General features: G+C 58.0%; 10 protein-coding genes and 2 pseudogenes. 1 reads left to right on the top strand and 11 read right to left on the bottom strand.

The genetic code is table 11. From position 1 onward, the window contains the following. Nucleotides 1-245 precede the first annotated feature (245 nt). From AC0CW1_RS00525 to AC0CW1_RS00475, 11 genes and pseudogenes are all read right to left on the bottom strand, one after another. Nucleotides 246-1655 carry a pyruvate carboxylase subunit B gene (locus AC0CW1_RS00525; protein WP_488181194.1) on the bottom strand — a complete coding sequence of 470 codons (1410 nt, stop codon included), beginning with the start codon at nucleotides 1653-1655 and terminating at the stop codon, nucleotides 246-248. Between the two features lie 49 nt (nucleotides 1656-1704). Next, a complete protein-coding gene (locus tag AC0CW1_RS00520; protein ID WP_488181193.1) occupies nucleotides 1705-2400 on the bottom strand; it encodes a biotin/lipoyl-containing protein in 696 nt (231 codons plus the stop codon). Between the two features lie 48 nt (nucleotides 2401-2448). After that, complete coding sequence (locus AC0CW1_RS00515; protein WP_488181192.1) at nucleotides 2449-3984, bottom strand: acyl-CoA carboxylase subunit beta; 1536 nt, start codon at nucleotides 3982-3984, stop codon at nucleotides 2449-2451. Between the two features lie 121 nt (nucleotides 3985-4105). Then, nucleotides 4106-4498: pseudogene (mce, locus tag AC0CW1_RS00510) on the bottom strand (methylmalonyl-CoA epimerase); the annotation flags it as partial. Between the two features lie 45 nt (nucleotides 4499-4543). After that, a pseudogene (locus tag AC0CW1_RS00505) lies at nucleotides 4544-4930 on the bottom strand (cobalamin B12-binding domain-containing protein); the annotation flags it as partial. Nucleotides 4931-4951: 21 nt separating this feature from the next. Beyond that, complete coding sequence (locus AC0CW1_RS00500; protein WP_488181191.1) at nucleotides 4952-6625, bottom strand: acyl-CoA mutase large subunit family protein; 1674 nt, start codon at nucleotides 6623-6625, stop codon at nucleotides 4952-4954. A gap of 139 nt (nucleotides 6626-6764) precedes the next feature. Beyond that, entirely contained in the window at nucleotides 6765-7634 is an 870-nt protein-coding gene (gene sucD, locus AC0CW1_RS00495; protein WP_488181190.1) for a succinate--CoA ligase subunit alpha, read from the bottom strand. A gap of 2 nt (nucleotides 7635-7636) precedes the next feature. Continuing rightward, nucleotides 7637-8764, bottom strand: a complete 1128-nt coding sequence (sucC, locus tag AC0CW1_RS00490) for an ADP-forming succinate--CoA ligase subunit beta (protein ID WP_488181189.1) — start codon at nucleotides 8762-8764, stop codon at nucleotides 7637-7639. Between the two features lie 363 nt (nucleotides 8765-9127). Beyond that, the gene (gene sdhB, locus AC0CW1_RS00485; RefSeq protein ID WP_488181188.1) at nucleotides 9128-9874 is read right to left on the bottom strand and encodes a succinate dehydrogenase iron-sulfur subunit; all 747 of its coding nucleotides are present in this window, start codon (nucleotides 9872-9874) and stop codon (nucleotides 9128-9130) included. Between the two features lie 2 nt (nucleotides 9875-9876). Next, a complete protein-coding gene (gene sdhA / locus AC0CW1_RS00480; protein ID WP_488181187.1) occupies nucleotides 9877-11628 on the bottom strand; it encodes a succinate dehydrogenase flavoprotein subunit in 1752 nt (583 codons plus the stop codon). A gap of 22 nt (nucleotides 11629-11650) precedes the next feature. After that, nucleotides 11651-12280, bottom strand: coding sequence for a succinate dehydrogenase/fumarate reductase transmembrane subunit (locus AC0CW1_RS00475; protein ID WP_488181186.1), 630 nt, complete (start codon nucleotides 12278-12280; stop codon nucleotides 11651-11653). Between the two features lie 694 nt (nucleotides 12281-12974). Here AC0CW1_RS00475 and AC0CW1_RS00470 point away from each other — a divergent pair. Then, nucleotides 12975-13877: an NAD(P)/FAD-dependent oxidoreductase gene (locus tag AC0CW1_RS00470; RefSeq protein ID WP_488181185.1), complete on the top strand. Its 903-nt coding sequence runs from the start codon at nucleotides 12975-12977 to the stop codon at nucleotides 13875-13877. The last annotated feature ends 91 nt before the right edge of the window (nucleotides 13878-13968 follow it).

Raw genomic sequence — 13968 nt, 5'->3', positions numbered from 1 at the left:
ATTCAAAGTATCGGCCACAGAAGTGTCTGATTACTGCTGCTCCTACATCAAAGAGTAACTAAATAGCAGGTCATCAGAATAGATGATTCAGGCGTTCGGCTATATCGGCCGGACGCTTGTTTGATTTCGGCGCGTATCAAAGGTCTGCTTGAACGAAGGAAAAAAAGCCGCCAGCATATCACCGGCGGCTTTTTCGCATATTAAACCTTTGTTAAATGTTAGCAAAAGTTTTTTTAATTGCTTACTTAAGCAGGATAAGTGACTACCTTGCCTTCGTCATCGGCGCCTTCCTTGGCGAGCTTGAAGTCCACCTTGGCTTGCTGGGCCAGGCGCTCTTCCAGGAAGGGCAGGGCCACGTTCGGGAAGATGGCGTAGGTGACGACATCTTGCTCCTTCTGCATGACCGAGGCGACGCCTTTCTTGGCTTCTTCCATCCCAGGGGGGATGAGGTCGGCCGGGCGGCAATGGATGACTTCATCGTTGCCGACGATCTTCTTGCGTACTTCTTCGTTGACCGGCGCAGGGGGCTGGCCGTAGAAGCCGCGCATGTACTGCTTGACCTCGTTGGTGGCCATCTTGTACCGCTCACCGAGCAGGACGTTGAGGGCCGCCTGGGAGCCGACGATCTGGCTGGAGGGGGTGACGAGCGGCGGGTAACCGAAGTCTTCCCGGACGCGGGGCACTTCCGCCAACACATCGGGCAGCTTGTGCAGAGCGTTCTGCTGGGCAAGCTGGGAGAGGAAGTTGGAGATCATGCCGCCGGGGACCTGATAGACGAGCACGTTCGTGTCGGGCGTGCCGTCGGTGAGGTCGAACTGGCTGTACTTCTTGCGGACATCCTTGAAGTAGTCGGCAATCTCCTTGAGCTTCAGCAGATCCAGGTTGGTCTCGTAGCCGAGGCTCTCCAGGGTAGCCACCATCGTTTCGCAGGCGGGCTGCGAAGTGGACAGGGCCAGCGAGGAGATAGCCGTGTCGATGACATCACAACCAGCTTCGATCGCCTTCAGGTACATCATGCCGCCCATGCCGGAGGTGTAGTGGGTGTGTAACTGAATCGGCAGACCGACGGCGGCTTTGACCTCTTTGACAACCTCGTAAGCGGCGCCGGGGGTGAGGATGCCGGCCATATCCTTGACACAGATAGAGTCGGCACCCCGCTCGGCCAGTTTCTTCGCCATATCGACGTAGTACTTGGTGGTGTGGAATTCACTGATGGTATAGCAGAGCACGCCTTGCACGTGCCCACCATACTTCTTGGTGTACTCCATCGCCTTTTCCATGTTCCGTACGTCGTTTAAGGCGTCAAAGATCCGGAAAATGTCCATGCCGCCTTCGCAGGCGTACTTGATGAAAGCTTCCAGAACGTCGTCGGCATAGTGCTTGTAGCCGACGCAGTTCTGGCCCCGCAGCAACATCTGCGTGGGAGTCTTGCAGTATTTCTTGATGGTCCAGAGACGTTCCCAGGGATCTTCGTTCAGGAAGCGCATGGTTGTATCGAAGGTGGCGCCACCCCAGCATTCGATGGAGTGGTATCCGATCGCGTCAATTTTTTCGAGGATCGGCAGCATGTCTTCGATTTTCATTCGGGTAGCCAGCAGGGATTGATGGCTATCGCGAAGCGTGGTGTCTGTAAACTTGATAACCCGTTTTTCCATGTTCGACTCCTTCCTGCCCTTCGTCTGGGTCGACGTTCCTCGCTTACGGTTAGCCAATGACGACCAGAACCTCGCCGGCGTTGACCGCTTGGCCCTTCTTCACGCGGATCTCTTGGATGGTGCCCGCGTGGTCCGCCTGGATTTCGTTTTCCATCTTCATGGCTTCGAGGATGAGGACAGTTTCACCAGCCTTGACCACATCGCCGACGTTTTTGCGAACGTCCAGGATGGTGCCCGGCATGGGGGCGGTGATTCCGCCACCGCCGGCAGGGGCGGGAGCGGCGGCTTTCGGCGCAGCCTTGGGCGCCGGAGCAGCAGCAGCGGCTTTGGGCGCAGCTGCCGGTGCGGCTTTGGGGGCAACCGGAGCGGCAGCACGGGCTACGGGAGCCGGAGCGGCAGCTGCCATGGCGCCTTCACCAGGGATTTCTTCGACTTCTACATAGAACATCTGATTGTCGACACGGACTTTGAATCTCTTCACAAAAATTTCCCTCCCGCTGTCAGGCATTCGGGCAGCGATCTGCCTGGCAATCTCCTCAACTGGGGTATCCGAGTCCCTCTGCCCCAAGGCATCGGCAAGACCCATGGTCTTCCAATCTGTCCGTCCGGTCCAGGCCGAGCGGGCGAAGCTCTGTCCGCCTGTTACTCTTCCCCGCCGCTTGATGCTGGCCATCTGATAGCCGATGGCCGACATGACGGCGGCGATGGCCGCTTGGCGACGACGTTTGCGGTCACGGTTTAGCATGTTTCGTTACCCAACCCCTTTCCAAAGGGGGGCGACACCCCCAGGACCTTAGACCGGGATGTTTCCGTTTTTCTTACGCGGCCGGTTTTCGCGCTTCGTTGCCAGGGCATCCAAGGTCGCGATCAGGCGGCTGCGGGTTTCCCTCGGGTCGAGAATATCTTCCACATAGCCGCGGGCACAGGCGATAAACGGATTGGAGACTTCCTCCCGGTACTTTTCGACCATCTGCTTGCGCATGGCGATGGGATCTTCGGCGCCTTCGATCTCCTTGCGGTAGATGATGTTGGCGGCGCCATCGGGACCCATGACGGCGATTTCAGCTGTCGGCCAGGCGAAGGCGGCGTCACAGCCGAGGGGCTTGCCGCACATGGCCAGGTAGGCTCCACCATAAGCCTTGCGCAGGATGATGGTGATCTTGGGAACAGTCGCTTCCGAGTAAGCGTAGAGCATCTTGGCGCCGTGCCGGATGATGCCGCCGTACTCCTGGTTGGTGCCGGGCAGGAAGCCGGGCACATCTTCAAAGGTCAGCAGGGGGATGTTGAAGGCGTTGCAGAAACGGACGAAGCGGGCCAGTTTGTCAGATACATCGATGTCAAGGCAGCCGGCCAGAACCTTCGGCTGGTTGGCCAGGATGCCGACCACTTTGCCGTTCAGGCGGCCAAAGGCGGTGATGCCATTGGGCGCAAAGAGGGGCTGTACTTCGAAGAAGGAGCCGGCGTCGAGGATGCGCACCAGCACGTCGCGGACGTCATAGCCCTGGTTGGGATTGGGGGGAATGATAGTAATCAGTTCTTCCGGATCGAACTCGGGTTCGGCCGGATCGACAACTGGAGGCTCTTCCATGTTGTTGGAGGGCAGGTAAGAGAGCAACGCGCGGATCTGCTCGAAGCACTCCAGTTCGCTGTCCGCCATGAAGTGAGCCACACCGGACTTCTGGTTATGGGTAAGGGCGCCGCCGAGGGCCTCTGGCGACACGTCTTCACCGGTGACGGCCTTGATGACCTGGGGACCGGTGATGAACATGCGGGAGATGCCGTTGACCATGAAGATGAAGTCGGTGAGGGCGGGAGAGTACACGGCGCCGCCAGCGCAGGGGCCGAGGATGGCCGAGATCTGGGGAATGACGCCGGAGGAGAGTGTGTTGCGGTAGAAGATGCTGCCGTATCCTTCCAGAGCGTCGACGCCTTGTTGAATCCGCGCGCCGCCGGAGTCGTTCAAGCCGAGGCAGGGAGCGCCGTTTTTCAGGGCCAGGTCCATGACCTTGACGATCTTGTCGGCATGGGCCTTCGAGAGGGAACCGCCAGAAACGGTGAAGTCCTGGGCGTAGATATAGACCACACGGCCCTCGACGGTGCCGTGTCCGACAACGACGCCTTCACCGGGGTTTTCTAGCTTGTCAAAGTTGCTGTCGCCGACAAATACGCCGAGTTCCACGAAGGAACCGGGATCGAGCAGGGCCTCGATGCGCTCGCGGGCGGTCATCTTGCCAGACTCGTGCTGTTTGGCGATCCGCTTGGGGCCGCCGCCCTGGGTGATTTTCTCGCGGTATTTCGCCAACTGTGCCAAACGTTCTTCCATGTTCAAGGGAATGATCCCTCCCAATCTTCATACACCTGTTTTTGTGGAACTATGTTGCGCCCCCTCCCCCCACTTCATGCAGGGTTCGGCAGGCCACAGCAGGAACGGTGGTGTGGCGGCGCCGGTCTTACTTCAGTTTGCCGGGACGCTGGCAAAGTTCGACCAGGTGGCCGAAAGTGCCTTTCGGATGGAGGAAGGCGATGTCAGCACCGCCGGCGCCGCGCCGCGGTTTTTGGTCGATGAGAGGAACGCCCGCCTTCTTCAGTTCTTCCAGTTTGGCTTCCAAGTCGTCGACACGGTAGGCCACGTGCTGGATGCCTTCGCCGTTCTTGGCGATGAACTTGGCGATGGGACCCTCCGGATCGGTCGATTCGAGGAGTTCCACCTCAGCGTCGCCCGAAGGCAGGAAGGCCACGCGAACCTTCTGCTCAGCTACCTCTTCGATGGCGGTGCACTTGATGCCGATGACGTTCTCATAGAAGGCAATGGCCGCCTTTAGGTCCTTCACAGCGATGCCGACGTGGTCGATGTGCAGGATTTCAGGCTTTTTTTTTGGGCCGTAAAAGTGCTCTTCGATGAAAGCCACGACGTCCCGCGTGTCTGTGCCGGGGGTGAAGATTTCGGCGACGCCCGATTCCTTCAGGAAGGGGATGTCGTCATCAGGGATGACGCCGCCGCCAAGGACAAGGACATCGTTCAGTCCCTGAGCGCGCAGGCCGTCCACCACCTGTGGGAAAAGGGCGCTGTGGGCGCCGGAGAGCGAGCTCAGAGCGACGACTTGGGCGTCTTCCTGGATGGCGACTTCAACGATCTGGGCCGGCGTCTGGCGCAGGCCGGTGTAGATGACTTCCATGCCGGCGTCCCGGAGCGCTTGGGCGATGACCTTGGCGCCGCGGTCGTGGCCGTCGAGGCCCGGTTTGGCAACTACTACGCGAATCGGTTTCTTTTCCATGGTACGATCGACCCTCCCCGCTTAGAAAATGATTTGTTGACGATATTCGCCGAAGACTTCCCGCATGACACCGCAGATTTCGCCCAGGGAGGCGTAGACCTTTACGGCGTCAATGATGACAGGCATCATGTTTTCATTGCCTTCAGCGGCCGCTCTGACGCGGGCCAGGGCGTTTTGCACAGCCACATTGTCGCGGGATTCTTTGACCTTCTTCAGCTTGGCCTTCTGGGCTTCGCCGAGGGCCGGGTCGACCTTGAGCAGGCCTTTAGGCGGCTCTTCCTTCATCTGGAACTTGTTGACACCGATGACAACGTTTTCACCGGACTCGACGCCCTTCTGGTAACGGTAGGCGCTGGCCTGGATCTCACGCTGCATGTATTCGATGGCGTTGGGGGCTCCACCCAGCTCGTCGATCTTCTGGATGTATTCTTTGGCCTTCGCTTCGAGCTGGTTGGTGAGGGATTCGATGTAGTAGGATCCGCCCAGGGGATCGACCACATCGGCGGCGCCGATCTCGTAGCCGATGACCTGCTGGGTCCGCAGCGCGATAAGCACCGACTCTTCGTTGGGCAGTGCCAGCGCTTCATCCTTGGAGTTGGTGTGCAGCGACTGAGTGCCGCCAAGGACGGCCATAAGGGCCTGGAAGGCGACGCGCATGATGTTGACATTAGGCTGTTGGGCCGTAAGGGTGGAACCGGCCGTCTGGGTGTGCACGCGGAACGCCCAGGAACGGGGGTTCTTGGCGCCGAAGCGCTCTTTCATGATCGTGGCCCAGAGGCGGCGAGCCGCCCGGAACTTGGCGATCTCTTCGAAGAAATTCAGGTGGGCGTTAAAGAAGAAGGAGAGACGAGGCGCGAATTTATCGACATCCAAGCCGGCATTGATGGCCGCCTGAACGTAGGCGATGCCGTCGGCCAGGGTGAAGGCGATTTCCTGGGCGGCGCTGGAGCCAGCTTCACGGATGTGGTAGCCCGAGATGGAGATGGTGTTCCAGTTGGGCACCTTCTCGGCACAATAGGCGAAGATATCCGTGATCAGGCGCATCGACGGCGCCGGGGGAAAGATGTAGGTGCCGCGGGCGATGTACTCTTTGAGGATGTCGTTCTGGATGGTGCCGGCGATTTTGTCAGCGCTGACGCCCTGCTTTTCAGCGACGGCGATGTACATGGCCAGCAACACCGCAGCAGGGGCGTTGATGGTCATCGACGTGGAGACCTTGTCGAGGGGGATCTTATCGAAGAGGATCTCCATGTCGGCCATGGTGTCGATGGCGACGCCGACTTTGCCGATCTCACCCTGGGAGAGGGGATCGTCCGAGTCATAGCCGATCTGGGTGGGCAGGTCAAAGGCGCAAGAAAGACCGGTCTGACCTTGTTCCAGCAGATAGCGGAAACGCTCGTTCGACTGCTCGGCGGTACCGAAACCGGCGTACTGGCGCATGGTCCAGTGACGACCGCGGTACATGTTCGGCTGCACCCCGCGGGTATAGGGATACTCACCGGGGAAACCAAGATCACGGGCGTAGTCGAGATCGGCTACGTCGTCGGGGGTGTAGAGGGTGTTCATGGTGATACCGGAATCGGTGACAAACTCGGGCCGGCGCTCGGGAGCCTTTTTCAGGACCTTGCCCAGCGAGTTCTCCTGCCACTTTGCTTTTGCTTCACTGACTTGTGCGACTTTTTCCGAATCAAACACGAACCGATGAACCTCCTTTCGAACTTGGGAACGAATGGTGCGGTGTCCTTCTCGCCCGTGGATCGCCATGTTTCCTGACCGCCTGATCGAGGGAGGTCCGGGCCGCCGCTCAAAGCGGCGGCGCCGGGGATGGCTTCGTTCAGGGATGGCCGAGCAGCGTCTGGACTTTTTCTACGACTTCGTAGGGGAAGGTGGCCACTTGTGCGCCGGCGGCGGTCAGAGCCTTCACTTTTCCTTCGTAAGTGCCCTTGCCGCGCTCGATGATCGCGCCCGCATGACCCATCCGCTTGCCCGGAGGAGCGCTCTTCCCGGCCAGGTATGCGACGACAGGCTTGCTCATGGTCTTGATAAACTCGGCCGCCTCTTCTTCGGCGTTGCCGCCGATCTCGCCCACCAGGACAATACACTTGGTGTCTGGGTCGACCTCAAACCGCTTGAGCATATCCACAAATGATGAACCCGGGACACGGTCTCCGCCGAGACCGACGACACTGGTCTGGCCGATGCCGACATTCGTCAAGGAACCGACGATCTCATAGGTCAAGGTTCCTGAACGGGCCACGACGCCGACCGGACCCGGGGAGAAGGCGACGTTGGGGAGGATGCCGAGCTTGCACTTCCAGGAGGCCATGCCGAAGGTGTTGGGTCCGATGATGACTGCTTCCTTCAGTTTGGCCCGATTGACTATGATTAACTCATCCTGCACCGGGATATGTTCAGTGATGATGACGATGACTTTGATGCCAGCTTCAATGGCTTCCAAGGCCGCATCTTTGCAGAAGGCCGCCGGAATGAATAAGACGGTTGCGTCGATGGCGTGATGCTCGCAGGCTTCTTGGACCGTCTCGTAGAGAGGCACGCCCTCAAACTCGCTGCCGCCCTTCCCCGGCGCGACGCCGGCGATGACGTTGGTCCCGAAGGCCCGCATCTGCTTGAAGTGGAAACTTCCCTGCTTGCCCGTGATTCCCTGAATAAGTACATTCGATGCCGCATCGACCAGGATCGCCATGATTACGCCCCCTCCCCGCGTTTTGCAAGCGCAACGGCCATTTGAGCGGCCGTTTTCATATCCCGATAGGCGTCGATACCGACTTCCTTCAGGATGCGAACACCCGCCTCCTCGTTGGTGCCGACCATGCGGACGACGACCGGGACGGGGATGCCGATATTCCGCTTTACCTGCGCCAGGGCATTGGCGACGTCATCACAGCGGGTGATCCCGCCAAATATGTTGATGAAGATGACCTTGGGGTTCTGGGCTAGGAGGATGCGGATCGCTTTGGCCGTGCCTTCCACGCCTGTTCCGCCGCCGGCATCCATGAAGTTGGCCGGCCGACCGCCGAAGAGTTGGATCATGTCCAGGGTGCCCATAGTGATGCCGGCGCCGTTGGCCATGATGGCGATGTCGCCGCCCAGTTCGACGAAAGAGCCAACGCCGGCTGCCTTGGCCATCTTTTCCACTTCCGTCATGTCTTCGTCGACGAAAGGGATGTCCTTCTGGCGGTAGAGGGCGCTGTCGTCGATGGTCAGCTTGGCGTCCGCGGCGATCAGGTGGTCGCCGGAGATGACGAGGGGGTTGATCTCGACCAGTTCGGCATCCTTGTGATTAAGGATACAATACATTTTCGACAGTATGTCAGAAAACTCCTTGGCATGATTGCCGCGGATACCAATTTTTCTCGCCAAATCCCTGGCAAGAAAGGCCGGTAGCCCTAAAAAGACGTCCAGATGGGTTTTGACGATATCTACTTCGTCCTGTTCTTCGATGTCCATGCCGCCTTTGGCCGAGGCGATCACGACAGGCGCTTTGGCAGCGCCGTCGATGGTGATGGCCACATAGAGTTCGGCGTCGATCTTCAGCTTTTCTTCGACAAGAACGCGCTGGACCGGCAGACCCTGAACCGTCATGGACAGCACTTCCGCCGCCGCTTGAGCGGCTTCTTCCGGGGTGTCGGCAAACTTGATGCCGCCGGCTTTGCCCCGTTTGCCGGAAAGGACCTGGGATTTGATGACGACCGGCTTGCCGATCTCCGCCGCCACTTTCGCCGCATCTTCCGGGGTCATGACCATGCGGCCCTGGGGAACTGGGATGCCAAAGCGCGCGAAGATATCCTTCCCCATGAACTCGAAGCACTTCACTGTTTTTCAATGCCCTCCTTGTTCGCTGTTGATATGTTAACCCTTTCGGGGCCAACCCTTACCAGTAGACGGAAAGGTTTTTTAACAAATCGACAGTGGACAATGGCATTGCGGTGACTGGTGGTGGGAGATGACGCGGCGGTCGTTGCTGCGATGCGGAGCGCGATGCACTGTCGGAAGGATTATGTAGGGATGCGTAAATCAATGCATAGTTGTATGGTCCCTTGTTGTTGTGGCGGTTCAGACAAACCCTCGGATAAGACTTATCCGGGCGGTGGAAGACCTAGCCGGGGCCCCGCCCCAGCTAGGTCATTTTATAGCAACCGATGAAGAAGGAACTTTGCGAATCAGAATCTATGGCGATTAGGAACGCAGCGCCCGGTCGATCCAGCGGAACACCGTCTGCCGGCCGATATCGGCGATGGAAGTGGTCAGGGGGATCTCTTTCGGGCAGACGCGCACGCAGTTTTGGGCGTTGCCGCAGTCGGTGATGCCGCCCGGGCCCATGACGGAGTCAAGGCGATCATGGGATTGCATCTCGCCGGTGGGGTGGGCGTTGAAGAGGCGGACTTGGGAGATGGCCGCCGGGCCGATGAAGGCCGACTTCTGGTTGTAGTTGGGGCAGGACTCAGCGCAGCAGCCACAGGTCATGCAACGGGAGAGGGGGTAGGCCCACTCCTGGTCGCGCGGGGCCATGCGGGGGCCGGCGCCCAGATCATAGGTGCCGTCGATGTCGATCCAGGCCTTCACCTTTTTCAAGCTCTCAAACATCCGGGTCCGGTCGACCTGCAGGTCGCGGATCAGGGGGAACTTGGAGAGCGGCTCCAGGGTGATGGGCTGGCTCAGTTGGTCCACTAGGGCCGAGCAGGCCTGGCGGGGTTTGCCGTTGACGACCATGCTGCAAGCGCCGCAGACTTCTTCCAGGCAGTTGCACTCGAAGACGACAGGGGTCGTCTTCTGACCGTTGGCCAGCACGGGGTTTTTCTGAATGTCCTGCAACATGGCAATCACGTTGAGGTTTTTCCGGTAAGGAATGGCGAACTCTTCCCAACGCGGGGTCCCGTTCGGACCGTCTTGCCGTTTTATACGCAAACGAATCGTTTCGGCCATGATTAGTTCGCCCCCTTGTCCACGTCATAACGGCGGGGCCGCGGCTTGATGAGAGAGACATCGACGTCTTCATACTCGAGAACCGGGCCTTGGGCCGTCCACTTCGCCTTCGTCGTCTTCATGAAGTTCTCGTCGTCACGATTCGGGAATTCAGGCTTGTAGTGGGCACCGCGGCTTTCATTCCGGTTGAGGGCGCCGATGGTGATCACGCGGGCCAGTTCAAGCATATTCCAGAGATGGCGGGTGAAGATGGCTGACTGGTTGGCATGGCGGCTGCTGTCCGGCAGGCCGATCTTTTTCCAGCGGGCCATGAGATTTTGCAGTTTCTCGTCGGTCGCCTTCAGATCTTTGTTGATCCGGACGATGGTGACGTGCTGCAGCATCATGTCGCCGAGCTCTTCGTGGATCTTGTAGGGGTTTTCAGTGCCGCTCATGCGGTAGATCTCTTCCATCTTGGCCTGCTGGCGCTTCAGTTCCTGGTCAAAGACAGACTGGGAAACGTCGGCAGCCGACTTTTTCAGGCCTTTGACATACTTCATGGTCGCCGGGCCGGAGACCATGCCGCCGAAGATGGCCGAAAGGAGCGAGTTGGCACCGAGACGGTTCGCGCCATGGTATTGGTACTCGGCTTCGCCAGAGGCGAAAAGGCCGGGGATGTTGGTCATGCCGTCGTAGTCGGTCCAGAGGCCGCCCATGGTGTAGTGCATGCCGGGGAAGATCTTCATGGGCACTTTGCGCGGGTCGTCGCCGACAAACTTTTCGTAAATCTCAAGGATGCCGCCGAGCTTGCGGTCCAGGGTCTTGGCGTCGATGTGGGACAGATCCAGGTAGACCTGGGGCTTGCCGTCCACGCCGAGGCCCAGTTCGTAGCAGACCTTGTGAATGGCGCGGGTGGCCACATCCCGGGGAACCAGGTTGCCGTAGGCGGGATACCATTCTTCGAGGAAGTACCAGGGTTTGCCATCTTTATAAGTCCACACCCGGCCGCCTTCGCCGCGGGCCGATTCGGACATCAGGCGCAGCTTGTCTTCGCCGGGGATGGCGGTGGGGTGCACCTGAATCATCTCGCCGTTGGCGTAGTAGACGCCCTGCTGGTAGGCCGAGGCTTGGGGCGAACCGGTGTTGATGGTCGAGTTGGTGGAACGGCCGAAGATCATGCCAATGCCGCCAGTGGCCAAGATGACCGCGTCACCGCGGAAAGCGCGGATCTCCATGGAGGCCATGTCCTGGGCGACGATGCCGCGGCAGACGCCTTCGCTGTCGATGACGGAGGAGAGATAGTCCCAGTTCTCATATTTGGTAACACGGCCGGCCGCTTCCCATTTGCGAACTTGCTCATCCAGCGCGTAGAGGAGCTGCTGGCCCGTCGTGGCGCCGGCAAAAGCGGTGCGGTGGTGCTTCGTGCCACCGAAACGACGGAAGTCCAGAAGGCCTTCCGGAGTCCGGTTGAACATGACGCCCATGCGGTCCATCATGTAGATGATCCCAGGAGCCGCATCGCACATGGCCTTGACGGGGGGCTGGTTCGCCAGGAAGTCGCCGCCGTAGACAGTGTCGTCGAAATGTTCGTAAGGGGAGTCGCCTTCACCCTTGGTGTTGACAGCCCCGTTGATCCCGCCCTGGGCGCAGACCGAGTGGGAGCGTTTCACTGAAACCAAGGAGAAGAGGTCGACTTTACCGCCGGCTTCGCAGATTTTGATAGCGGCCATCAGACCGGCAAGACCGCCACCAACGACGATAATACGCGTTTCCATTTCATCCCACCTCTATATATCGTTAGTGTGCCGCATTCATCAGGAAGAAGAGCGCTCCCAGACCGCCGACAGACAGGACGCCCAGGATGCCCATGCACAACACGAAGGTCACATTTTGCGCTTTCGGACCGATCGTGATGCCCCAGGCGACACAGAAGCTCCAGATGCCGTTGGCGAAGTGGAAGGCCGCAGCCAGAAAGCCGATGACATAGGCGGCCAACGCGATGGGGCTGGAAGCCAGGTATTGGCCGAAGTTGGTGAAGTAGGTGCCGCTGGTCGTGCTCCAGAAGTCCATCATCTTCAGGGACCAGACGTGCCAGACCACAAAAAGAACGGTAATGATGGCTGTGATGCGCTGCAGGTAGAACATCCAGTTCCGGAAGTAGTTGTACTGGAGGGTGTTATTCTTGGCCACGTAGACGATATAGAGACCGTAAATGGCGTGGAAAGCGATGGGAAGGAAAATCATTGCCATCTCAAGGAAGATCTTGAACGGCAGGTGATGAAGGAAACTCGTCCAAGCCAGCCAGATGTCCGGGCTGACGATAGCCATGGAGTTCATCAACGTGTGCTCAGCAAAAAACAGACCGATAGGAATGATGCCGAGCAAGGAGTGAACTTTACGGATCAGAAAATGATTATTGTCCGACATTCCGCTGCTCCTTTCCGCCCCCAAGGGTATTAGAAGAACCTAATCTCTCTTTCTTTTCGCCCAATTCACAAAATTCACACTTTAACCTAAAAAGAAACCCGTTGAAACCGTTTTATGCTGCTCCATCGGCTGCCCAAGCCCGTTAACAGGCAAAAGGCCCGCCTAAGAGCAGGTCCCCGCTTCTGTAACTTGCACTTTTTTTCTCAATCATCCTCCTTCCATTCCCTGTTCCTTCGTGAATTAAGCGAACCCTGTTCTCATCGCGTAGTTTAGCATCGTGGACAAGGGGAGTCAACCATGTGTACAAGCGCAAATAAACTGATTAGGTCTCGATTTCATCCTTTACGTCCTTGTTTCATTCTTTTTCATACTTGTATATTTACGTAACAAGCTAAACATACCATTCGCAAAGTATAGACAATTATGGCAACTTGACCAAAATATATCCCCGTTTTTCTCGACAATTCCGCTAGGACCGACTTGTTCTTCGTCTATGGTTCACTGCCTGCTGTCATGCTGTTAGACGCTTGCTTGTCGATACCTGTCTGGAGATGACTGTAACACATTCATTGCGATAATTTCAAGAATATTTTTACTTTTGTGCAGAATCTCCTTTTCTCAAAGAAAGGGGGTCCTTTTGGGACACACTAGTTGGGACACATTCGATGCATCACCAACAGAGGGGAGTCTCGACATGTCCGATCGTTATGACTGCATCGTCATCGGCTGCGGACCAGCCGGCCTGTCTGCCGCCTTGAACCTGCGCATCCGGAACAAGTCCTTTATCATCTTAGGATCGAAGCAATGCAGCCATCGCTTGTCCAAGGCGGAGAGGATCGACAACTACCTGGGTTTGCCGGAGATCTCCGGCAAGGACCTGATGGACAGGTTTCTCCGCCATGTCAGCAGCCGTGGCATCGAACTGCGGGAGGAACGGGTGACGGCGGTCTATCCTGGAGACGGCGACTTTGCGGTGGCGACTGGAAAAGGGCATTACTCAGCTCGGTCACTGATCATCGCCACTGGCGTCCATATCGAGAAGGTGCTCCCTGGGGAAAATGATTTCCTGGGCAAAGGCGTCTCCTACTGTGCCACCTGTGACGGTCCCCTCTTTCGAGAAAAGACGGTAGCCTTGATTGATTACACTGGCGGCGCCGCCTATGATGAGGTCTTGTTTCTGGACGACGTGGCAGGCAAGCTCTACTACCTGTTACCGCAAGGCAACAGGGCTGCGCCTTCCGATGCGAACTCCGCCGGGACCGCTCCTTCCCTGCCCGCAAAAACGACACTTCTGAGAGGAACGGCGTTCTCCATCAAGGGCGCCGAAACCGTCACCTCCCTGGGCGTCGATGGGCAAGATATCACTGTTGACGGCGTCTTTATTCTTCGAGAGACCCAAAAGGCGGAAATCCTCGTACCAGGCATAGCTACCGATAACAAGGCCGTCACCGTCGACGGGCAGATGGCGACCAATATTCCTGGCGTCTTCGCCGCCGGCGACTGCACGGGAAAGCCCTATCAACTGGCCAAAGCGGTCGGCCAGGGCGCTGTCGCCGCCCTCAGCGCAGTCGGCTATCTAGACAATGCTCGGAAGTGACTGTATTATCTTTCTAGTCAAATTAAAGGGTCTAATCTGAATATTTGTGAATCTGTTCTTAATCACTTCCTATTATAACATGTTTTGAATC

The organism is Heliomicrobium sulfidophilum, assembly GCF_057715735.1.
Note: the sequence above shows the minus strand (reverse complement) of the source record. Positions and strands in the feature narration are given on the sequence as shown.